This window comes from Candidatus Azobacteroides pseudotrichonymphae genomovar. CFP2 (genome assembly GCF_000010645.1).
Lineage (GTDB): Bacteria > Bacteroidota > Bacteroidia > Bacteroidales > Azobacteroidaceae > Azobacteroides > Azobacteroides pseudotrichonymphae.
Map to the genome: position 1 here is coordinate 16,012 of NC_011561.1, position 21,100 is coordinate 37,111.

Consider the following 21,100-nt stretch of genomic DNA (forward strand, 5'->3'; position numbering starts at 1 on the left):
CAAACATGTCAATCATCGATGGGTGTTTATTACGGAAGCTTGTAGCATAAGATTATGGATGCTTTGAAAGGTTAGCTGTTATACAATTGAAGGTCTCTACTTTTTTGTTGTAGATATCCCACTTTGGAATATCTTCTTCATCCTTAAAAGCCTTCCATTCACCTATCACTTTATTATATTCAGTCCAATCAACTAGATTTCCGATTCCTTGTGTTTCGCGGACTGCGTTTTTCCTGTGATTAAGGTCATCCTTTCTGCTAGAAATATTATCATTTTTCTCATTCAGACTATTTATCCTGTTGTAGATGTTCTTTATTTCTTTATTATATTTTTTAATCTCACGCCTATCAATTTTCTCCATTGCTCTATTTATGTCCTTTATCAAAGGATCCATTTCTGAAAGTAGATTCTTTTTATCAGAGAGTAGGATTTTACATCCATCTGAGATGTCTGCTACTTCATTCTGAAGTTTGCGTACAGCAGTGAAGTCCTTTACTTTGCTTTTCAACGCATATAATTTCTCATTATAGATCTTCCACTTTGGATTATCTTCTTCATCCATAAGAGCATTCCATTCATCTATCACTTTATTATATTCAGTCCAGTCAACTAGATTTCCCACTCCTGGTGTTTTACTTACTGAGTCTTCTCTGCTATCAAGTTCATTATACCTGTGCTTGATATCATCATTTTTATCTCTAACACTGCTTATCCTATTATTGACATCCTTTATTTCGTTGTTGTAGTTTATTATTTCACGTCTGTCGATCTTTCTAATGATTTTGTCTATATCTCTTATCAGAATATCCATCTCTGAAAGTAGTTTCTTATCATCAGAAATTAAGGTTTTCCATCCATTTGTGATGTCTGCTACTTCATCATGGAGTTTATGTACAGTTGGGAAGTCCTTTGTTTTGCTTTTCAATGTATCTATCTTATTCCAGAGTGTCTTCAATTTCTTCGAATCATACTCTTTGTTAACACAAAGAGTGAGAACCCAATATTCATTATAAACCTTTTTACATTCTTCCCAGTTAATAAGCCACACCAGTGGATCTGTCTCTGGTGTTTCCTCTCCTGAGAAGATCGTAATTCTTTCATCATCTCCTTCTTCTGATTGGGCATTATTTTCAGTTCGTTTTAAAAGAGGATCTCTTCTTATTTCGTATAGTATATTGTCAATTTTAGTTTTTCTGTTATCAATGTCATCACTTTTGTCGGAAAAAATACCTATCCTACTATTAATATCTTTTATTTCGTTATTACAGTCAGTTATCTCATGCTTATCAATCTTCACAATAGCTTCATCTATGTCGTTTATCAATGCATCTGTCTCAGGCATTAACTTCTTTATATCAGATAGTACGGTTTTCCATTCCTCTGTGATTTTATCCACTTCATCTTGATATTTGCGAATACATGGGAATAATTTCACTTTGCTTACAAAGATTTTTGCTTTATCCTTGTAATTATTCCAATTCGTATCCCATTCTTCATCAAAAGCGTTCCATTCGTCAACCCCTTTGTTATAATCAGTCCAGTCGATAAAGGATAGTACCTTTTTAGGATCTTCCCTTAGTTCTTCTTGTCTTCCTACAAGAGAATTATGCATGTCCTGAATCTTTTTACGTTTCCCGATAAAAGTATTTGTTCTGCTACCTATATCTCTTATCTCATCATTGCAGTCTGTTATCTGGCGATTGTTAATTTTCTGGATGACTTTGTCCATATCGTTTGTCAGACCATTCATCTCTTCCATGAGTTCATTAGCTTCTTGCAGTAAAGTTTCCCATTCCTTTGCGAGGTCTACTGCTTCTTTTTGAATTTTACGCACAGATGGAAGGGTCTTCACTTTGTTTTCAAAGGAAACTCTCTTATCCCCGTAGATCAATGATTTTTTATTTAATTCTTCATTAAAAACGTTCCATTCGTGAATCGCTTTGTAAAGTTTATCCATATAAACTAGATCTTGCAGTCCTGAGTTTTCATGCAGTTGGTAATCAATAACGGCTTTTCTTTTACTGAAATCATCAATTTTACTATCAGAATCAAGAACTTTGTCGCGAACAGTATTTATTCTTTTCGCTATATTTCTTATTTCGTCATTGCAATCTTTAATCTGGTGATTTTTAAATTTTAGAAGAACTTTGTCTATGTCGTTTGTTAAAGCGTTTATCTCAAATAGCAATTTTTTACGATCTGATAGCAAGTATTCTATTCCCTGTGTGATGTCAGAGACTTCCTTTCTAGTCTTATAAAGTGTAGTGGTGAAATCTTCATTTGACTGAGCGATGGCACTGTTGTTTGCTTTTGGGAAGAATGCTAAAAAAGTTAGAACAGAGATTAGAACAGAGAAGAGTAATAGAATTCTATATTTCATATAATGCTTTTATTTTTGCAAACAGATATATAATATTTAAGATTTTCATGGAACTAAATACCTCAAGTTTACGTGGATTCCTAATAGGTATTTTCAAGCTCACAGCACTAGCTATCCTGTGGATGTCTTTGTTTCGCATGTTTTATTCGATGGTGTATGGCATTGCTGGTTTGATAGACAGCAGCTATCATTGTGGAATATATGAATGTTGGAATAGAGAATCGTACTTCAGCTTCTCCTGTGGAGTCCTTTCAGCTCTCCGTCATAATACCGGAGCAATAGTTGTTTCTACATTACTGGCTTCACTGAAGCTTTATGGATGGATTTACTGTTGGGATAAACGGTGTGTCATTTGTCAGTGGTTGAAAGGAAAGTTAAAGAAAAATGATACTACTGAACAGTAGGAGTTATGGGATATTTATCTGATACTTTTGTTTCTTATAAGCATAGATAGCAATCCCACTTCCGGTCTTATTCCTCCTCCGTATACTTGTCTTTTTTTAGATAGCTACATTTCTCTTTGATTTCTTTCAGTGCTTCTGTTGTAAAATCGTGAAAGTTCCTTGTTTTTTCTTTCTTCTCACGGAAGCAACTAGCAAAGGCAATACGTACAAGTAGGATTGTACATAGGATTGCACAGAAACAACCAGCGAAGGTTACGGCAAAAATTTCTAATTGATTCATAATTTTAATAATTATTTATTATTGTTATAATTAGTCCTATTCACATTTGCTGTAGCCGCATTCCATGCAATGAATGCAGCCTTCTTGATAAATGACTCGATCACTTCCACATTCTGGACAGACATCTTTTTCAATATTCATTCTGTATAGATATGATCTAAGTTGAGTGCTTGTATAATTTAGAAAGCGTGAGCCTTACTTTTTCCTATATATCTTCTCATTCATCAGTCTGAATTGTTCTGATCTGAGTTTGTTCACCGGATCAGCTTTGACAACATTCCTTTTGGTTACAATTGCCTTGTGTAGGGATTTCTCGTTTCCCTTTATAGCACTTTTGTATTTTGTGTAGAAATGAGCTTTCGCATAGTAATGTGTACCCATAAAGGAAGCAGGACTGTTACCAGAAGGGTTAGATGTACGCTCCGCAATAGTAAGAGATAGAAAGTTCCCAAACCTACTCATTTCCCTCTAATAGTTTCTGCTTTATCTCTTCAATACATTGCAAGAAAACTTTCTTGACCACTTTTTTTCGTCTCTCCGGTACTTTTCGATACGCTAGAAACTATATCGCCGGTGCTGATTCTTGTGTTACTTTGCTGCTTTTGCATAATGAACTGTTGCGATGCTACAGATAATAGTTAGTATACCTAGTCCCCATAGACTCCAATTCAGTCTTATGGTATCTTTGACAGATTCGATATCATCGTGTATACTGCTTAGTTCTTTATAGACCAAAGCCAGAGTAGCTTGAGAATCATGTGAATTATCAGTGGAGGCTGAAATAACGGATGGGAAAGTTGCTTCCATGCCCAGAATGAGTGATAGCAACAGAAAGATTTTTTTCATTTATACTTAAGATTTAATTATAGTGGAATAGCTATTTATCTAAAAAAAACAGGAAAGCCAGACCAGAAAAGAGTTTACTGACTTTCCTGCGAACGAAACGGAAAGATAAAACATTATCTGATTGAAAATGTTTACCTGAAGATAATAAAATATTTTATTACTTCTTACGTAGTTAGCAACCACAATGTACGGGTCCGTATGCTTTTTAAAGCCTTAGTTCCATTTCTTCTTATTCAGTCATTTTTATGTTTTTTCTTGTATTCTACTACTTCTTTGGCTATATCCTTCATCTGTTTCTTCGTCAGTAGAATTCGCACTAGATCTTTCCCATCGTAAGGATGTGGTTTAGTGAAGGGTGTTCCATCATTATTAACTCGAACGCATGCATTCACAGTCTCATTTTGAGATTCTTCAAAGGAATGGTCGATAAACTCAGATTTCCCTTTGCAATACATCTTCCAGAAGTGATGGTCATATTTGTTGTTATATGCTCTGACGAAATAGTACTGACCATATTGTACATCCTTAAGTTTCATTTTTACTACGTCGTATGCATAGTATGGACACGCCGGATGGATCTCTCCGAGATGTGACTTTTTTTTAGGATCTTTACTTGCAGCAAAAACTTGTAGAATACAGAATGAAAATAATAATAGTGTTATTGATTTCTTATGTATCATAAGAACTAATAAGGCTTACTCTTATTTTCTAATAAAATCAACTATTGCTTCCGATAATATTTTAGCAAATTCAAGCTGTTTTGTCTCAAGAAGAGTTGCAGCAACTGGATTAGTGATATATTCAATCCCTACCATTATTGCTGGAGAATTAATATTGCGTATTACATATAGATCTTTAAAATTTACTCCCCTGTTTGGTATCCCCATATCAGCAACCTGTTTGCCTATCTTTTCCATCATTGTATTAATGGTTTGACAAAATGGTGAACCTTTTTCCTTAGGATGCATAGTTATTTCTATTCCTCTAGTTGTAGTTGCTTTAGATACAACTGCATTACATTGAATGGAAATAAAAAGGTCTGGCTTAAGAGAATTAGAAAAATCAACTCTATCATCAAGAGAAACATAAGTATCTTCACTTCTTGTCAATGCTGACGTTATATTTTCCTTCTTTAATTCCTGTTGTAGCAATAGAGCTACTTGTAGATTTACATCTTTTTCCTTCAATTGATTGTGTAAAGCTCCAGGATCTTTCCCTCCATGACACGGATTTATTACCACATTTACTTGTTCTGCTATTCCTCTAACTCCGAATAGTATAGAGAACATGACAAGCATGATTTTAATTTTATTCATATCAATTAAGTTTTTTTTGTTATAAAATCGATTAGACACTCGTTTACTCTAAAATTAGCACACAGCCTACATCTTTCATTATGGATATGCTTGCCTTTCTGCACTCCCTCTGTGATATTCCATATATGTTGTTCGTTAGGTGCTAGTCTACTTTTATCTACCATAAAATATTATCTAAAGATAGGGCAATCGGCAAACTGGAGATCTCTCCCTGCTGACACTACATACTTTGTTTTTCCCCTATCATGTGTGCATGTGGCATCATCAGCTCCTTTAAATGTATTCGTATTCTGTTGGATCCATAGATAGGTAGTACGGAACACCATACATTAAAGTTCCATAATGATGAGTGGCCATCATCTCTGACTTTACAGAGCTTTTATAACTCATTGCTGCAGACATCTCAAATGTTCCATAGGAGCCTCATATTACAAATAATATGATTACGGCATCCAACAATCTCTTTTTAGTTTTAGCCTGTATATACTAATTCCCATACAAAATCAGAATCTCTTATCCCATCACGATCTCTAACTCCCTTTTTATACCAATTCTCATAGGTATCGTCGTCTATGTTGGAATCAATTCTATATGACTCGTATATTGTTAAATCTCCATACGGAACATAAACCAATACAAAATCAGTCCTTGACTGATGACTGCCTGTATTTGGATATGGGTTTATTGGATCTGAAGAAGCTTGACGTTTCTTACGCCATAGATCGTCATGTTGTGATGTACTTGTAGGCCATACCATCACACGTCCACTGCATACAGTAACTCAAACTGTTGCGAAGAATACTATTGTCAATAATTTTTTCATAGTACTTATTTTATTTGTTTATTCATTTATATGGAAAGGAATAATCATCTTATCCTTCCACATCTTGCCTTGATCTTGGTAATGATCTTGGTAATGTAAAGATTAATTTCCTTTTTCTCATCATCTAGAATGAGTTATATCACCATGTTGCCATAAGACCATGAGTTGATTGCATTTACTAATGACCTGTACTCTTTTACACAATCTTCATAGTTAGATGCACTCCAGAAAAATGTATCACATATCCTGTATCTGTCAACAAACAAAGTATTGTCCAACTTCATTGCACACAATCCAAACCCGAGCTCACTGTCCCATTTGTACTCAACTGGATCATCATCAAACTTAAACCAGAACTTCTATCCGTTAAGTGGCATTCCAGAGCATACCACAAAGTAGAATGCTGCGAAAAATATAAATGTTAGTAGTTTCTTCATTGTCGTTTAGTCTATCGTTACATCTCTTACATACTCTTGTGGGATTATCCAAAAAAAGTGTCCCCAATTGCGTGGGAAAGAATACTTGCCGTATCAAAGCGAAACCACGAAGTAAAAGGAACCCACATTCGTTAAGAAACGCATTAAGCTTATTGTACACAGCTTTTTGTACACAGCTTTGCCTTTGACATCTCCTTCTGACTCTTTCTAGCCAACCCAAGCTAATTGTATTACCACGTTTGGACCATCAAGCCATGCATCGTACGTTACGTCAAAAACGTCTGACTTTTCATAGAATTCTCTGTCTGTCTTCTCCATCTTGATCCATATCTCGTTGTTCCAAACACAAGATATCTCAACCGTTGTAGCTAGTGCTGGATGACGCATATGGATTACCGTTCCACCAGCTCCAAGCGGAGCTAGCAAGAATAGAAATATGGCACATGTCTTTTTCATACTTCGCTGTTATCCATAGTAGTTTACGTTTACAGACTGAACATCTTTTGCGTCAAAATAGACAGCTTGTTCCCATACACCACATAAAAAAATAGGATATAAATAATATACTTTCCATACGCTATCTCTATATCCTCTTGAGCGAAAGGTTTTGTTGTATATCTAACAAGGCTCTATATTGTGCTTCAGCTTTATCGCTCCACATAGTATTGTCGCCAATCATCCATTCTCTTTCCGCTAATGGCGGAAAATGCTTAAGACCTGCACATTGTTGTTCGTATGGACACTTTGCAAGAGAGAAGAAAGTGGCTGTAACTCTTGTATCAACGTCATAAAGGTATGTAAAGGTGTCACCACCATTCTTGAACTGTATAGTTATAAGTGTATTCCCGTATGATAAGACAGCGGACACGATAAATAGCAGTGTTTAGTATCGCCTTTTCATAGTCTGCGTGGTGTTATTATTAAACGTCTTCCTTCTAGTCTTATCTCAACATATTCTCCCCACCAGTTCTCTAACCTAGTTATATTAGCAGGGTCAAGCCACAGATCATTCCATCCGTTAACACTGCCTTCATGGCAATCCCACTCAATTATGGATTGAGTGGATTTAGCATTTATTTTATTTACGAGTTCCTGATAAGTCTCTTTTGTAGCTCTAAACCCAGAAATAGACCCGTTCCAGTCATGAATACATAGTGCATGTACGACATTTCCTCGTGATTGTCCATTATGTTTGACAATGCCAAAAGTTGTATAGCCTGTATGCTCTGTTTCCTGACGTATTTTTGATCCGTCTCTGAATGTTATTTCAACCCATGTGCTACCTCCGTAGGCTAGGCAAAACCCAAAGCCGTAGGCTAGGTAAAACCCAAAGCCTAGGAAGACGAAGATTAATATGAGGATATTGAGCATTCTACGTATAAATTAAATTACCTGAATAAGTAGTTTAGGTTCTCAAAGTAGATATTGATAAACAATACAGAGAAAAACAGCAGTGATAATAGTTCTTCATTGTCCGCTCCCAGCTGCGGGTGTTTGTACAGGTGGCTTCTTAAAGTGATGTACCAAGTCTGTCACTATCCACTTAACACTTAAGTAAGTGCTATAGACAGCAACATATTTGCTGCACCAGTAATATGTTTCCCTTAGAACTTTAGGCATACCATCGTTGTACTCGTAATAATAGTCGTAGTTGGGATCCTTCTTCTCATTAGGATCAGGCTGATGTGGATCTGCAAAACTATGCAAAAACACACCGGCAAGTAATATGCTCAATAGGTATCTCTTCATGATATGGTTCTTTTGAATACGAGGAGTATGATGAAAATCATAGTAAAATTCAAGATTAGTTAAATATTGGCATTTCTCTCCTTACGAGCACTACTGTGTCATCTGTAGGTATTTTGCCGTTTTCTTGTCCCTTAACGTGCCATACATCAGCGTCTGCATTCCTATATTGAGTACTCAGCAAATATTTAGAAACTGAAACTACATGGACAGATTTTATTATTTCCTGAACGTTTTCCGGTTTCATATATATTTGTTCGCATGATATTCAGTAAAATATTCATCATCAATTTGTCAACATTTGCACTTACATCCCTTACAACACAAGTTGCCATAGATTATATTTCAGGAGCTTGACGTTCATATTTGTCCATATATGCTATGTTTACATTGGTAATGCACGGAAAAGAGCCTACTATCTATATCAATTACAGCATACTTATATGCTTTCATTGAGAAGCAGATAAGAACAAGCAGAGACAGTATTATACTTTTTTTATCATTCTATCTTAATTGATTCAACATCTGCCTGAGCTAGAGTAAAGCTTGTCCAAGAATATGCATCACGGTAACATCTTTCATAATAGCAATAGTATGGAGTAAAATTGGCACCACACTCAGTAAAGAAAGCATAAAGCAAATTATAGACATGCTTTCCGTTAATGTCATCACCATCTTTGTTCTTGTCATTGAGCCACTTGAGTAATATTTTTACATTAGAGCCTTCAAGTTTTGCATAGTATGTTGCACGTACCCATTCTGACTTATTATAAAACTCTCTTCCATTTGTCATCTTAATAGTTAGCTCATTATCCCAAAACCAAGCTCTATCTATCGTTGTCTCTAGTGCAGGAGGCGCAGGATGGATCATATAGATCTTCGTCCCATTGGCTAAGTGAAACCCGAAGCCTAAGAAAACAAAGGTTAGTAGTACTGTATTGAGTAGTTTTTTCATAATATGCGAAACTCAAACATTAAGATTACTGCTATTCACATATACATAACAGGAAGCAAGACTTACCAAAACTTAGTATGCCAAGTATTTTTCTAATTCATTTAAGAGGCTTAGTTCTCTCAATGAAATATAGGAACCGTTATTATTCCCTTGCCATCTGCATACTTAAGTAAGAGGTATCCGCACTCAACAGTAAAAGCTGTGGATGCTATATCCTTGATTGTTTGCCACACTCCAGCTTGAGCAAAAAGGATACTACAAGACAGGATGGTTGTTAAGACCAATTTCTTCATAGATCTGTAGATTTTAATATTAGTTGCACTTGCAAGGATCGTCTTTACAAGGGGCTTCTTTAGGGCATTTTTCTTTTTCCATGATAAACAAATTTATTTTTTTATCTATTAAATCTTCTGTATGTTAAATTTATCTGATATATATCGCTGTTTGTTTTCCAAATATAATCTATTGAATCAAAGAAAAAGAAACGGTAAGGTATAAACTACACCGAACCGTCCCCACTGTCGTAATAAAAAAACTTTTGCTATTCTCAACATTTATTCAGCTAACAACTATTCCTCCAAACCTGGAATGTACCTTAGAAGACTATTTTTTACTTTTTTATTAGGTTTCTTCTCTATCTTCATGATTAAAAGACTATTTTTTACTTTTTTATTAAACTTCTTTTCTGTCTTCATGAAGGGCATCAGGACCAGGGTTGAGTCTATAGAGGTTATAAGCTTTTTATATTCTTGTATCGCTTTTGAAAGATTATTCTTTTCGTCAGAAACAGAGTTTTGCAGGGTTGGATATTTTTGCAATGTGTATTCAACAACAACTTGTCTTTGACGAAGTTTATCTCTTCTTGGAACAAAAGTTTGCATTTCTTCGCTTGATTTTTTTCTCCTGCCAAGGATATCATCTATTTCTTCTTTATTCTTATAAAATATGAGTTCTTTAATATCAATTTTCCGAATAGCTTCTTCCATGTCATTCGTTAGTTTATTTCTCTCACAAATCCAGCTTAAAATATCATGGGTTAAAGTATTCCATTCTTTTTCAAGATCAGTTATCTCATCTTTAAGATTTTCCCCCTCTTTAAGAAAAATTACTTTTGATTCCGGTATTGGTGATACTAATATTTCTTCACTACTCCAATTTTTACAAGAAATAGTTGCTGTAATAAGAGTCAGAATAGGAAAGAGTACAAAAAATATTTTATGATTCATATGTTATGTGTACCATTTTACAACTCTACAAGTCGTAAATCTTGCAATCAATGTCTAATAAAACGTTAAAAGTAATCAAATCTTTTACTATCTCTAGTAAAAGTAAAAAAATCACTCTAAATATATATTTCACATATATATTCATTCTTATTTGTTTTTTCTGGATTTTCTTCTCTCGCTTCTTCTTGTTCTTTTTGATGTAAGAATTGATGTTTCTCAACATATTAAATGCTAACTTCGCTGGACATATAAAGTTGTAAAACAACTTTATGGAAATATGGAAATAATAAAAGAAAAAATTATGAATGCATATGTATCGGCTAAAACCAAGAAACTACTAATACCCCTGTTATTTTTCACTATTTGTTTCGGAGTAAAGGCAACTGCAATGGGCATAATCTCTCATTGGGATAGCGGATTGAGCAAATGCAAAGATTATGGCGAATACAGTGGTAAAAATGGTAAAAAGATTTACCGAACGATATATTATGATTTAGAATTGGGTTACGATTATCGATTAGAATGTAAACATGAAGCGCCAGTCTATTGGAAAGGAGTGAATGATCCAAATGGTATACCACCTGAAAGGTATGTATATACAACGAAAACATATTATAGTGGAGACTAATAATTTGAATATTATTATAATTTGAATGTTTTTAGTACATAATCTCTATATTCACTGAGCTTTTTCCATTATTAGTAATAAGTAATTTTTTTTTTGAGAGAGGTACGGAAGCAATTCTGTCCCTCTTTTTTTTTGTTATTCATGTTATTAATGCCATTATAGTCAATGTTTTACACTATCTTTGTTAAAGCATTATTCATCATGAACAAAAGAAAGATAAATAGGAAGAAAGATTCAATTGATTTTAAATTATTGGTAGATATTGTCAAAAGAATGGTTGCTGTTCAAGGCAAGATCTTCGATAAACAGGATCTGGAAGATCTAAAGAAGATATATTGTCAAAAGCAGGGAATTCTTTTCCTTCCTGAAGAAAATGAATGGAATAATGCCATATGCTGGCTCATAGAGAAAGAGTTAATCAAACGTGGTCGTCATGACTTGAAAAGAAAGTCCTTCAAACAGAACTACAAGCCTGAAGTTATTCCTTTTCTAATCAGAGGAGATTTGCGTATTCCATTGGATAGAGAGAAGAAGTGGCTTGGAAAGTTCCAGAAAGAGCTTCGTCATGGTCAGCATCGAATTCATTAACCTACTAAATATAATAGTAATGGAAACAAATACTACAGAACAAGATATAGCTACAGATCAAAAAGAGCAGAAAGGACTGTTCCATTTTCCCAAGAATGAACATTACGATGATTATCAGAGTGCAACTCATCTTCTCTCTGGTGAACTGTTTAGTCGATGGAGAGAGGATGAGATGCTCTTTTGGCAATGCTTCAAAGGGGAATCAAAGATAGGAAAGACACCGGACAAGGTCAGTCAGATGGTTCGTGATTACCTAGTCTTAGACCATGAAGCATTCGGCAAACGCTACTGGTATCTCTCTGGCAAACTCAGAGATAAATCTGAAGAATACATATCAGCAGCCATAGAGATAGCTGCCATCAATGATGATCCCATGAAAGAGTTTGATCTGGAGACAGCTTGCAGTGTTCTTCTCAAACATTATGGGATGTATGATTCTATGATTGCCAATGTAGCCCAGAAACGATGGTTGGGGAAAAACGTCAGAAGCCTGATCAAGGATATCCGTGCCTTTGGAAGTCGCATCCCCATATCTGATGCTAATCGTGAGATACTCAATGATCTTTTGGATTCAGGCAAGAACAACGCCCTCTATAGTACTCTGATGGACTATGAGGATGATCCCTTCTCCAGAAAAGAGATCTATGCAGAACAGGAGATTTACTGGGATATAAAAGTTCCAGCCACCTCTGGACTAACCAAAGGTGGTACACTACCTGCAAAATGCAAGATAGATCGCATTGTTGTTCTGGATGACTGTGTATACATTCTTGAAGTAAAGCCTATTCGCATACCTGTAAGTCAATGGATGAGACAGATCTATAATACATGTGATCATTACACTCTTGCTTTCTACCGCAGGGCCTTGAAGGAGAACTTTCCCAAAGAATTAGAAGGGAAAGAGATCCGTGCCTACTTCGTTCTTGTTCATATCCCATCAAGGAATATCTACATGGTAGCTGTAGGAGATGATTCTCTTACTTCTGCTGATGGTCAGATAGACCAGATCATGGGAGAGATACTAGACAGTAAGCAGAACCGCAAGACAGATCATACACGTAGGTATTATTTCTCTTTTTGTGCAAATGGGTCAACATGTAGGAATGCCGGAGACTATGGTTTCTGTCTTGAAGAAGTCTATAACACAGAAAAATCGTTCGTATAAGAACACAAACCATGATAAGAAATTGTAGTTTTTTTTTAGCTCAAAAATAAAAAGATTATGACTTACAGAAACATTTATAAAGAGCAAGTTGATTATGTTCATTCGATGGGAGCAATGAATAAATACGGAGTAAAAGAATTTTTAGATAAGATTGAGTACTTGGATAATCGTTTGCAAACAGAAATAGACAGATTACATTCACTCATTGAAAAAAAAGATGTAGAGAATAGGTCTCACAGCGTGTTTGATATAAACTTTTGATATACACTATATTAATATAGTGTATTCCTGAGAGAGCGAAAGCCTCAGGGTAACCCTCCTAAATAAACACACCCCCTACCTTCATAGGTATTTCATACTAGCCCCCCTATGCCTTATTTCACAATATTAAGTAGTACGTGTGAGAAATGAGCGGACAAAAACACCCCACAGCATCAGCAAAGTGGAAACCGCCCGCACATAGCTACACTAAAAGGGTTTCCTTTGATTTCCGACAGGATAAACGTACTTAGGTTCACTGACATTAGAAACAGGAAAAACTATTTTTTGGACAACTCTGAAAACAAGGCATTTTGTCGATTGATATATATCAACATTATTGACCACTCTTGATTGCCTAGCTGTTTTATTGCCCAGCACATATAGCGTGTAGCATGCTGTTGGCAATGTTGTTGTGTCAGGTAGGGAGACTGTTAGTCTTTTTTGTTTTTTTAGCAAGCACGTTGCCTGTGGATAAAAACGTAGACATCATGAAGACAATAAAGACACAAGTTAAATATTCGTTGATAAGGGCAGGCTTAGGCTTGCCTTTATCTTTTTGCAACTAATGAATGTATAACTTAAAACACTAAGAGTATGGAAGAGCTAGTAAAGAAGATCAATGCACAATGCACTGCTATAGCAAATGAGATGGATAGCGTGTTTAAATCATTCTCTAATGATATCAATGGCTTGACAAGTACGTTAAGGAGTATGGAACAGACCATGATGCAAGACATACAATAAATGATTAGCTTGCATACAGAATTATAGCAACATAACTTATTCTCGTAAGAAGGAGCTATCGTCGTATAGCTCCTTCTTTTATGACATTACTCAGGAGATATTTCAGGGGAAGACCGGAAGCAGGTATGCACATTTACAAGTAAGGGCTATAAGTAGAAGTGATGATCTGGAAGGATTAAAATGAAAAAGGGCAAAATTGCTTCTGCCCATTCTCAACTTAAAGAAAAAAACATCATAATAAAACGTTCTTCTCAAAGATAGATTTTTTTCTGAGATTATCTTAGTGTTAGGGCATTTTCTTCTCTTTTTTTTACCCTATTTGACAAAAACCTTGCTTTTTGTCAAAACACTCGCTTGTCATATTGTCAGAACCCTAAAAAACACTGTTATACGCTCTTATTCCTTATTTTTTTACATATACTATAGCAAGTATAGCAATTTATGTGTTTCGTAATTATAAATATCAAGTCTAACTATTAAAACCCTCGAATGTATGAATGTTGTGTATCTAAGAGTAAGTACTTGCCATCAGGATGTAAACAATCAGATGATGGGGATAGAGAAGTACATGGAAGAACATCAAATGACGATTGACCGTGTTTTCGAAGAAACTGTTTCAGGTAAAGTGAGAGCAAAAGATAGAAAGCTTGCCTCTGTTATGGACGAACTTAAAAAGGGTGATACCCTAATTGTAAGTGAAGTATCCCGTATTGGACGCAACATGATGGATGTAATTAGTAACATCAATATGCTCTGCAATGAGAAAGGATGCAATTTTATTGCAGTCAAACAAAACTATTATTTCAAGACTAATGATCTCAACAGCAAGGTCATGTTATTTGCCCATACGATAGCAGCCGAGATTGAGAGAGGATTAAACTGTGCAAGGACTAAAGAATCTTATCTGCGAGTTAAGGCAGAGAGTGATGGTGATTTTGTTTGGGGAAGACCTCAAAAACTACAGGAAACGATGGAAATTGATCTTTCTCTTCCCATTGACGAGATAGCCAGACAGAACAATGTACACAGGCGGACTGTTACCCGTTATGTGAGACAGTACAGAAAGGATTTATGCTATAAGCCAAGAAATCATTATTTAACACTGGCTCAATGTTAGTTAAAGAGCAAAGAAAAACCGGCAGGAAAAATCCTGTCGGTTCTGTTTTTACTTGTTTTACACAGACCAGTTTCAGTCTAGTGTATCTATCTCTGAGAAGAGATGCGTTTATTCTTTCACAAGCTCAATGAACGTTACTTCTTTATCAGAAGCGATCCCTTCCATATCCGTTACACCCTTCTTGTAGATGGCAAATGTGTCGTCTTCAAAAAACACAACATAGAGATCTTTGTCTGCTAGAGATTCGTAGCTTTTTTGTGTCTTAGTAAAATGCTTACCCAAAAGTTGGAATCCATGACAGTGATGATGAGATTCCTTTTTCACTTCTTCTGTCTGTGCAGGAAGGATTGCAGGTTTTACTTCTTTTTTTGCTACTTTAGCTCCTACTCCAAAACAGATAACGGAGAAAAAGACCAAGGTTAATAGTTTTTTTGCTTTCATATTCATAACAATTGTTTTTAGTTTAACACTTTAATTAGCATCATTCTTTGTCTAGAAGATCGAACGATACAAATTTACTTGATTTAGAAATCAAATGAAAATAGATACATTTGCTGTATCTATTCCAGTAAAAAACAAAAGGCTAATCCCATTGTTCTCCCCGTTCGCAATTTCGGGGAGTTTTTTTTTGTACTACATCGTATAAAACACAGGAGCGATAAGGCATTCACTCCATACCGCTCCCATATTATTATGAAAATAGTTTTGCTATTTACGCACTCCTATTCGGTAAAAATCCAAACAGAACATACAAATTAAAAATACTTGATAAAGTTGATAAAGATAAAAACGTTATCGTTATTAGAAATAGAATGATAAGACAATATTTTCCAGTCAACTATCATTAAAATCTCTCCTAATTTTGAAGAGTAGTCCTTGCAAGTAAATTCACTTTTTTGTCAAACTCCTTTTCTATATTCTCATAATATAGAATAGACGGTCCGTTGCCACTTTTTATACTGATTATTATGTTTTTATAATTTTGTATTTCTTTTGATAGGTTGTCTCTACTTTCAGAAGAAATAAAATTTTGCAGGCTTGGATGTCTCTCCAATGCACATTCAACAATAATTTGTCTGTTGCGAATCTCATCTTTTCTTAAAGGAAAAGAGTCAAGTTCTTTGTCTAATGCTTTTCTTCTATTGAAGATGTCACTTATTTCGTTATTCCTGTAATAGAGAATTTCTCTATTATCAATTTTATCAATAACTTTTACTGTGCTTTCCGTTAATTCATTTCTTTTATCAAACCAGTGTAATAAATCATGAGTTAAAGTATTCCATTCTTTTGCAATAGCAACTATCTCATTCTTAATTCCTTCTCCATCAAGAAGACTTATTTTTTCTTCAAAATCCCATCCATATATCTTTCTTTGTTCCATTAGTTTTGATAGACTTTTGACTAATTTGTTTTGACCTTCACAAGGAACAGTCGATGCAATAATGGTAAGAATAGGAAAAAGCATTAGGAATATTTTGTATTTCATACGTTTTTTTTGTGTTTCATGTTAACTTGATAAGTTACTTATAGATCGTCTAATGACGATACTCAAGCTGGTCTTTTACTATTCCAACAATTAGCAGAATTGATTGTTCAAATATCTATTTTTTTTCTTACAATTCATTCATTCGTTCTTAACTTATCCTTTCTAAGCTTTCTTCACACGCTTCTTTTTATTCTTCTTGATGGAAGGATTTATTTTACTCAACTGTTCAATTCTTCTCTTAGTAAGTGGATCATTCTGAATAGCTTCCTTACGTGCTAAAATAGCATCGCGTAGGGCCTGTCCATTCTCTCTGATCGTTCTCTTATACTGGCTATATAAATGTGCCGTTACACGTGGATGGATACCAATCAGTGAAGGAGAAATCACTCCAGATGGTTTCACTGTATATTCACCGAGAGTAAGAGACAGGAAATCCTTAAGACTTACCCTCTTCCCAGACAGTAGTGTTTCTTTCATCTCTTCTATGCATTGCTGAAAGACCTCTTTCACCACTCTTCGAGAGTACCCAGAAGCTCGTGATGCACTCCTGATGATATCTCCAGCATTCATCTTGACTTTATCCATCTTCTTTTTAGATTAAATTAATTAAGGTTAAAATTTTGAATATACAACTATAACTAACTGCTGTCAGTTGATGCCTTGTTCCGTTTTTGTACGATGGTTCTTTTTGGTAGACGCTTAAACCATGTCATCAGCATAGTGAAAGGCTTCAAGAGCTTTAATATTTTATCTCTTCTTGCTGTATAATTAGGGCATCTATTTATACACGGACAATCGGAACGTTCTCCGTTGCACGATGGGTCCCAGTGTCCATAGCAGGCTTTCCGTTCTTTACAAGGAGATTTAAACATATCAAATTAAGTACTTAACTTGGCTTTTACCATTTAATGATTAACCAGATCACCAGAATAACGAACACAACAATAATAATCCATTCCAAAAGCATAGCGATTGAGTAGTTAATTTAGGATACAAACAGCTTCTTCTCATATTTTCTTAGCATACGGTCAAACACATGACACTCTGAAGTACGAGAACAAAATGAACAGCAACGGCTGTCAAAGAACTCTAGCTTGCAATTCTTCTTCTCTTCCATCATACTCTATACCTTTTTATTTTTTTTACAGTTATTTGTCGTTGTGATGTACACAGAGAGCTAAAATATGGAACTATTTTTTCCCTTTCCTAATCCTAATCGGATCAAAGGTGTCCTCTGCATAACTGTATTTATACCTGCATCCTTTTGAGTAGTCATCATTGAGAAAGAGTTTAAGTTGCCAGGACTTAAAACGAACCTGTTGTTTCGTGTTAGGCGTGATGACTAAGGAATCCCTAAGCTTGTCAAAGTTACATTGACTGATCAACTCATCGCGGGATAAGCCTCTATCTTCTTCTATTTCAATAAAACAATCGTCCATCAGCAAAAACGATATAGGGTAACATTCTATTCATTAGAATTCGTCCAAAGATCTGAAATTATTTCGCTTTTTGAAATAGACTTTGATACTTGAGGAAGGTAATGGTTAATTTAAAAGGATAGATCTAACAACAAAGAAGCGGAAAAGCTATCATAACTTCCACGCCACCATTGTCTTCGATGAACAAACAAGGAACGAATATAGAAATCTTTAAAATAAAACAAGAAAAGCCAGCAAAACTATGCTGACTTCTCCTGACAAGAGCAAAAAATAAATTTGGAAATAATTGCTAGTCCGAAGGTAATAAAAATTATCGTACTTTATTTATCATCATAGTGTCCCCAAAGATTAGTTACCCTTACTTTGCCTGGTTCTTCTATTTCGTATACCATACAGTTACAGTAGCGTTCATCAATTCTGCGAGACCAAACATCTCCAACACTGTGTTTTAAATGTTTAGGCTTTCCAATTCCATATCTTCGAGGGTTAATAGCTAAATCATTTAGCATACGTTTGATTCTATCTAAACAAGATGGATTACTATCTTTTTCATGCCTTGCTACTCCTCTATAGTATCTGAGGACAATCTCACAATATAAGTTTCCTTACCATTCACATTACTTTTCTCTTTCTCTTGCCTCCATTCTTGCTATCATTTGATCCAACTTTTCCATAAATACTTCATCACAAATGGTACATTTCCCTTCTCGGTCTTCTTGACGAGTCTTCTCAATTCTTCGATCTAGCTCTTCCATTGAATACAAGTACGGATCTTCTTTTTCTGTTTCAGTATTTCCCTTCATATCTAAATCAATCGGTAAAAGATTGGGGTCAATATTCAATTGATAATCCTTATCCGTTTTTTTTCCGTTCTCTCTTTTACTATTCCCATGATATTGTTACTTCTTAAAGTTTATATAGCATGCATTATTAAAGATAGGTATATTATTCATTACTCTTTTTACAGAAGAAGTGGATTAAAGTAAAACTTGAAGTTATACGGGAATTTATAAGGTTTAGATACAAATGTTAATAATAGGTGTATTTACTTACAGCCTTTCTATCTATGTAGGACTACATTTTATCCGATTTTCACAGTCTATTACTATCTGTACTTGTGGTTTTTGCTACATTTTTACATCAAAATGCCTATTTATTGCTTCTATTTATGGGTACACATATGGTGTTCATCATTAAATAATAAATATTTTCCATTCTTTTCTTTTTCTTGAAAAACCTGTTATATCAGGATGGATGATTAGTCTCTGCAGTCTTTATTCATCCTATTTCTCCCAGTTATATCAAAAGGATATTGATTACAACTCCATCCGTACAGATATTTTTTTTGATAATTATCGTTGAAGAAGAACTTTAACTAAAAAGGTTTAAATCTAAATCACACAGTACACCATATTCATAATACTTAACAATGTAAAACTACATATATAAGTACTTGTTGTAATTATCTACAGCTTTTTCTTAAGGCTAGGACCACAATTAAGTCAAATCTTACTACCAATTGCTACTTTTATAGGTACATCTATAATAGATTTTCTTTTCTTTGTGGTTTTTGATATAGATTTACTGAACCTATTTTAGGTAAATAACCTGTTTAATCTTTATAAATTATGGGTACATTGAAAGATTGGTTGTTGTTGTTCTTCACTAGAAGGAAAAAACCAGTAGAAGCTAAGGTCATGAAAGAGGTCAATCCGAATATTGCGAATGACCTTCCTTTTTTATTCCCAAAAGAATCTTTGCTCCCCAGCGAATTCATTCAGTCCTATCTGTTATCAGCTTCAAAACGTCCTTTCTCTGAAGGAGAGAAAAATGTCCTATATAGATTGGTAGAATGCATACAACTAGACAAAGAAGACCAACACATGGATTCTTTTCTTAGGAAAAATCCAAATGGAGAGGTGGATATTGCTCTGTTTTTGAAGGACGGAGAGGATTTAATGCAGATAAAAAAATCTCTAGATGAACTGCAGAAGCGTACAATCCACTATGAAGCCGAAGGGGTATGGACTACTATCCATCTTCTTCTCAAACCAAGAATGTCTCAATCCAACCGTACTGTAACTCTTCGTCTATATCAGGAGGTATATGAGGCATTGTTACATCTTCCCTATAAAGAACAGATGAAGGAACTAGAGGCTATTATGTCATTCAGAAGTATCTATACTAAGCGGTTTTATGAACTGCTCAAAGGACAGAATAACTCAATACACTACAACATGGAAAATATAAGAACTCTGCTTGGGGTAGAAAATAAGTACAAGAAAACGAATAACTTCCTCACACGGGTAATTGACACAGCTATGAAAGAGCTGAATCAGAAAGGAACATTCAGTTTTACCTACCAACTGGAGTACGAGAAAAAACATAATCCAAAAGGAGGCAATAAGAAAGTAATAGGGATCATTATCACTCCCGTATATCACCCAGAACAGATGGATAATATTTCTCCTATGCAAGAAACGAAACAACAGCTGTCAGAGAGTGATGAACAGAACAGTGTTCGAACTGTTTTAAGAAGCATGTTCGGCTTTTCTGGAGACGATCTAGTAAGGCTGACGGATGTTGTGTTGAAGAATGGAGGACATTCATATCTAGCCAAATTGCTTCAATCATGCAAGGGGAACATAGAAAAGGTGAATGAAAAACTGAAACAGTTGTCATAAGATCTAGGGTTCCTGTATTTCGCATTTTAATGTATCCTCCTTGCATTTTCTATGTTTGGCAACAAAATTCTACGTATTCGTTACAACAACATCGTCTATGAGGCTTATTTTGCGTCAAATAGGATCCTGTTCTCGTATGGCATTCCTACAACAGGAATAGAACACATCTATCAATCTTTTCTTTTTAGGGGAGTCGCCGAAAGTAGGGGTGATTTTTCTTTTTAGTTGTTTAGGTTCCATGTTTTGATTTTCGGTTTTGATTATTTAAAAATTTGCTACAATCTACTTATGATTGTTTTAACTTATTATTGATATAACTTATCACTTGTAAAAAAATCAGTTGTAAATAACTGGTTATTAATAAGTTGGATTGTTAAAGTTAAACAGTAAACTTACTTATTTAATACTCTATTGAAGAGTAAACTTACTTATTTAATACTCTATTGAAGAGTAAACTTACTTATTTAATACTCTATTGAAGAGTAAACTTACTTATTTAATACTCTATTGAAGAGTAAACTTACTTATTTAATACTCTATATTTTTATCATATTTGTGTATTAAATTTTTATCAA

26 protein-coding genes are annotated in these 21,100 nt (G+C 34.7%); 7 read left to right on the plus strand and 19 right to left on the minus strand.

Annotation, left to right across the window (positions count from 1 at the left end):
- Positions 1 to 52: 52 nt before the first annotated feature.
- Positions 53 to 2,380, minus strand: coding sequence for a hypothetical protein (locus CFPG_RS04810; RefSeq protein WP_012572944.1), 2,328 nt, complete (start codon positions 2,378 to 2,380; stop codon positions 53 to 55).
- Positions 2,381 to 2,427: 47 nt separating this feature from the next.
- Here CFPG_RS04810 and CFPG_RS04815 point away from each other — a divergent pair, with 47 nt between their 5' ends.
- Positions 2,428 to 2,784 (plus strand): hypothetical protein, encoded by a 357-nt coding sequence (locus CFPG_RS04815; RefSeq protein WP_012572945.1) that lies wholly within the window; start codon positions 2,428 to 2,430, stop codon positions 2,782 to 2,784.
- Between the two features lie 67 nt (positions 2,785 to 2,851).
- Here CFPG_RS04815 and CFPG_RS04820 read toward each other — a convergent pair whose 3' ends face one another.
- From CFPG_RS04820 to CFPG_RS04880, 13 genes are all read right to left on the minus strand, one after another.
- Positions 2,852 to 3,064: a hypothetical protein gene (locus tag CFPG_RS04820; protein WP_041572429.1), complete on the minus strand. Its 213-nt coding sequence runs from the start codon at positions 3,062 to 3,064 to the stop codon at positions 2,852 to 2,854.
- A 195-nt stretch (positions 3,065 to 3,259) separates the two neighbouring features.
- Entirely contained in the window at positions 3,260 to 3,526 is a 267-nt protein-coding gene (locus tag CFPG_RS04825) for a hypothetical protein (protein WP_041572598.1), read from the minus strand.
- A 126-nt stretch (positions 3,527 to 3,652) separates the two neighbouring features.
- Positions 3,653 to 3,910 carry a hypothetical protein gene (locus CFPG_RS04830; protein WP_265348086.1) on the minus strand — a complete coding sequence of 86 codons (258 nt, stop codon included), beginning with the start codon at positions 3,908 to 3,910 and terminating at the stop codon, positions 3,653 to 3,655.
- Positions 3,911 to 4,143: 233 nt separating this feature from the next.
- Complete coding sequence (locus CFPG_RS04835) at positions 4,144 to 4,590, minus strand: hypothetical protein (RefSeq protein ID WP_012572946.1); 447 nt, start codon at positions 4,588 to 4,590, stop codon at positions 4,144 to 4,146.
- Positions 4,591 to 4,611: 21 nt separating this feature from the next.
- Positions 4,612 to 5,226: an N-acetylmuramoyl-L-alanine amidase family protein gene (locus tag CFPG_RS05225; protein WP_012572947.1), complete on the minus strand. Its 615-nt coding sequence runs from the start codon at positions 5,224 to 5,226 to the stop codon at positions 4,612 to 4,614.
- Positions 5,227 to 5,698: 472 nt separating this feature from the next.
- Positions 5,699 to 5,983 carry a hypothetical protein gene (locus CFPG_RS04845; RefSeq protein WP_041572600.1) on the minus strand — a complete coding sequence of 95 codons (285 nt, stop codon included), beginning with the start codon at positions 5,981 to 5,983 and terminating at the stop codon, positions 5,699 to 5,701.
- A gap of 710 nt (positions 5,984 to 6,693) precedes the next feature.
- Positions 6,694 to 6,912 carry a hypothetical protein gene (locus CFPG_RS04850; protein ID WP_265348087.1) on the minus strand — a complete coding sequence of 73 codons (219 nt, stop codon included), beginning with the start codon at positions 6,910 to 6,912 and terminating at the stop codon, positions 6,694 to 6,696.
- A 471-nt stretch (positions 6,913 to 7,383) separates the two neighbouring features.
- Entirely contained in the window at positions 7,384 to 7,857 is a 474-nt protein-coding gene (locus tag CFPG_RS04860; protein WP_012572948.1) for a hypothetical protein, read from the minus strand.
- A 96-nt stretch (positions 7,858 to 7,953) separates the two neighbouring features.
- Complete coding sequence (locus CFPG_RS04865) at positions 7,954 to 8,235, minus strand: hypothetical protein (protein ID WP_041572603.1); 282 nt, start codon at positions 8,233 to 8,235, stop codon at positions 7,954 to 7,956.
- A 55-nt stretch (positions 8,236 to 8,290) separates the two neighbouring features.
- Positions 8,291 to 8,479, minus strand: coding sequence for a hypothetical protein (locus CFPG_RS04870; RefSeq protein WP_041572604.1), 189 nt, complete (start codon positions 8,477 to 8,479; stop codon positions 8,291 to 8,293).
- A 252-nt stretch (positions 8,480 to 8,731) separates the two neighbouring features.
- Positions 8,732 to 9,103, minus strand: a complete 372-nt coding sequence (locus tag CFPG_RS04875; protein WP_265348088.1) for a hypothetical protein — start codon at positions 9,101 to 9,103, stop codon at positions 8,732 to 8,734.
- A gap of 203 nt (positions 9,104 to 9,306) precedes the next feature.
- Positions 9,307 to 9,480 (minus strand): hypothetical protein, encoded by a 174-nt coding sequence (locus tag CFPG_RS05730; RefSeq protein WP_265348089.1) that lies wholly within the window; start codon positions 9,478 to 9,480, stop codon positions 9,307 to 9,309.
- Positions 9,481 to 9,756: 276 nt separating this feature from the next.
- The gene (locus CFPG_RS04880) at positions 9,757 to 10,413 is read right to left on the minus strand and encodes a hypothetical protein (RefSeq protein ID WP_012572950.1); all 657 of its coding nucleotides are present in this window, start codon (positions 10,411 to 10,413) and stop codon (positions 9,757 to 9,759) included.
- A gap of 277 nt (positions 10,414 to 10,690) precedes the next feature.
- Between CFPG_RS04880 and CFPG_RS04885 the strand changes: the two genes are divergently transcribed.
- The 5 genes from CFPG_RS04885 to CFPG_RS04905 all read left to right on the plus strand — a co-directional run bounded on the left by CFPG_RS04885 (position 10,691) and on the right by CFPG_RS04905 (position 14,916).
- On the plus strand, positions 10,691 to 11,041 hold the full coding sequence (locus CFPG_RS04885) for a hypothetical protein (protein ID WP_012572951.1): 351 nt from the start codon (positions 10,691 to 10,693) through the stop codon (positions 11,039 to 11,041).
- Between the two features lie 201 nt (positions 11,042 to 11,242).
- Positions 11,243 to 11,629, plus strand: coding sequence for a hypothetical protein (locus CFPG_RS04890; protein WP_041572605.1), 387 nt, complete (start codon positions 11,243 to 11,245; stop codon positions 11,627 to 11,629).
- A 19-nt stretch (positions 11,630 to 11,648) separates the two neighbouring features.
- Complete coding sequence (locus CFPG_RS04895; protein WP_265348090.1) at positions 11,649 to 12,794, plus strand: hypothetical protein; 1,146 nt, start codon at positions 11,649 to 11,651, stop codon at positions 12,792 to 12,794.
- Between the two features lie 57 nt (positions 12,795 to 12,851).
- On the plus strand, positions 12,852 to 13,055 hold the full coding sequence (locus tag CFPG_RS04900) for a hypothetical protein (RefSeq protein ID WP_041572584.1): 204 nt from the start codon (positions 12,852 to 12,854) through the stop codon (positions 13,053 to 13,055).
- Positions 13,056 to 14,292: 1,237 nt separating this feature from the next.
- Positions 14,293 to 14,916, plus strand: coding sequence for a recombinase family protein (locus CFPG_RS04905; RefSeq protein WP_012572954.1), 624 nt, complete (start codon positions 14,293 to 14,295; stop codon positions 14,914 to 14,916).
- Positions 14,917 to 15,024: 108 nt separating this feature from the next.
- Here CFPG_RS04905 and CFPG_RS04910 read toward each other — a convergent pair whose 3' ends face one another.
- From CFPG_RS04910 to CFPG_RS04930, 5 genes are all read right to left on the minus strand, one after another.
- Positions 15,025 to 15,357 carry a hypothetical protein gene (locus tag CFPG_RS04910; protein ID WP_265348091.1) on the minus strand — a complete coding sequence of 111 codons (333 nt, stop codon included), beginning with the start codon at positions 15,355 to 15,357 and terminating at the stop codon, positions 15,025 to 15,027.
- Positions 15,358 to 15,772: 415 nt separating this feature from the next.
- Positions 15,773 to 16,402, minus strand: coding sequence for a hypothetical protein (locus CFPG_RS04915; protein WP_012572956.1), 630 nt, complete (start codon positions 16,400 to 16,402; stop codon positions 15,773 to 15,775).
- Between the two features lie 162 nt (positions 16,403 to 16,564).
- Complete coding sequence (locus tag CFPG_RS04920) at positions 16,565 to 16,987, minus strand: HU family DNA-binding protein (RefSeq protein ID WP_012572957.1); 423 nt, start codon at positions 16,985 to 16,987, stop codon at positions 16,565 to 16,567.
- 1,174 nt (positions 16,988 to 18,161) lie between these two features.
- Positions 18,162 to 18,428 (minus strand): type II toxin-antitoxin system YoeB family toxin, encoded by a 267-nt coding sequence (locus CFPG_RS04925; RefSeq protein WP_265348093.1) that lies wholly within the window; start codon positions 18,426 to 18,428, stop codon positions 18,162 to 18,164.
- Between the two features lie 30 nt (positions 18,429 to 18,458).
- Positions 18,459 to 18,683: a hypothetical protein gene (locus CFPG_RS04930; RefSeq protein ID WP_041572607.1), complete on the minus strand. Its 225-nt coding sequence runs from the start codon at positions 18,681 to 18,683 to the stop codon at positions 18,459 to 18,461.
- 786 nt (positions 18,684 to 19,469) lie between these two features.
- Between CFPG_RS04930 and CFPG_RS04935 the strand changes: the two genes are divergently transcribed.
- Entirely contained in the window at positions 19,470 to 20,525 is a 1,056-nt protein-coding gene (locus tag CFPG_RS04935; RefSeq protein WP_041572608.1) for a replication initiation protein, read from the plus strand.
- Positions 20,526 to 21,100: the final 575 nt, after the last annotated feature.